The organism is Fructobacillus tropaeoli (assembly GCF_016860625.1).
Lineage (GTDB): Bacteria > Bacillota > Bacilli > Lactobacillales > Lactobacillaceae > Fructobacillus > Fructobacillus tropaeoli.
The window spans coordinates 1-351 of sequence record NZ_BOJU01000012.1 but is presented as its reverse complement, the minus strand read 5'-3'; the positions used below and the strand labels follow the sequence as shown (position 1 = coordinate 351).

Annotated in this window: 1 protein-coding gene; it reads left to right on the top strand. The window is 32.2% G+C overall.

The genetic code is table 11. The features are described 5' to 3' along the window. The coding region (locus tag FT12353_RS08455) for a hypothetical protein (RefSeq protein ID WP_203619402.1) at window positions 1–272 on the top strand (272 nt) is incomplete at its 5' end. Window positions 273–351: the final 79 nt, after the last annotated feature.

Genomic DNA, 351 nt, shown 5'->3' with positions numbered 1-351 from the left:
TAAAGCGAGCAATGCAGGAAAGTGCTTCAGGGACAGTTGGTGATAGAACATGGGCAACTGGCTATATTACAATCAGTGATGATCCAATTTCAATTAATCGAGGAGAAACTCAAAATTCTGTTAACCGAAATAGTGAGAATACTGTTTTGCCGAATACAGGTCGTCGTATTTATAAAAATACTTCTGAAAATAAGGGGTTGATTGCACTTGTATTTGCAGGTTTACTTTCAACGTATGAGTTTGTATCTTCGCGTAAGAAAAAGGGGGAATAATCAAATAAAAATATATTTTTTAAATATTTTTCTGAATAATAAATATGAATTAAATGTTTGAGAATATTTTTTAAGGGGC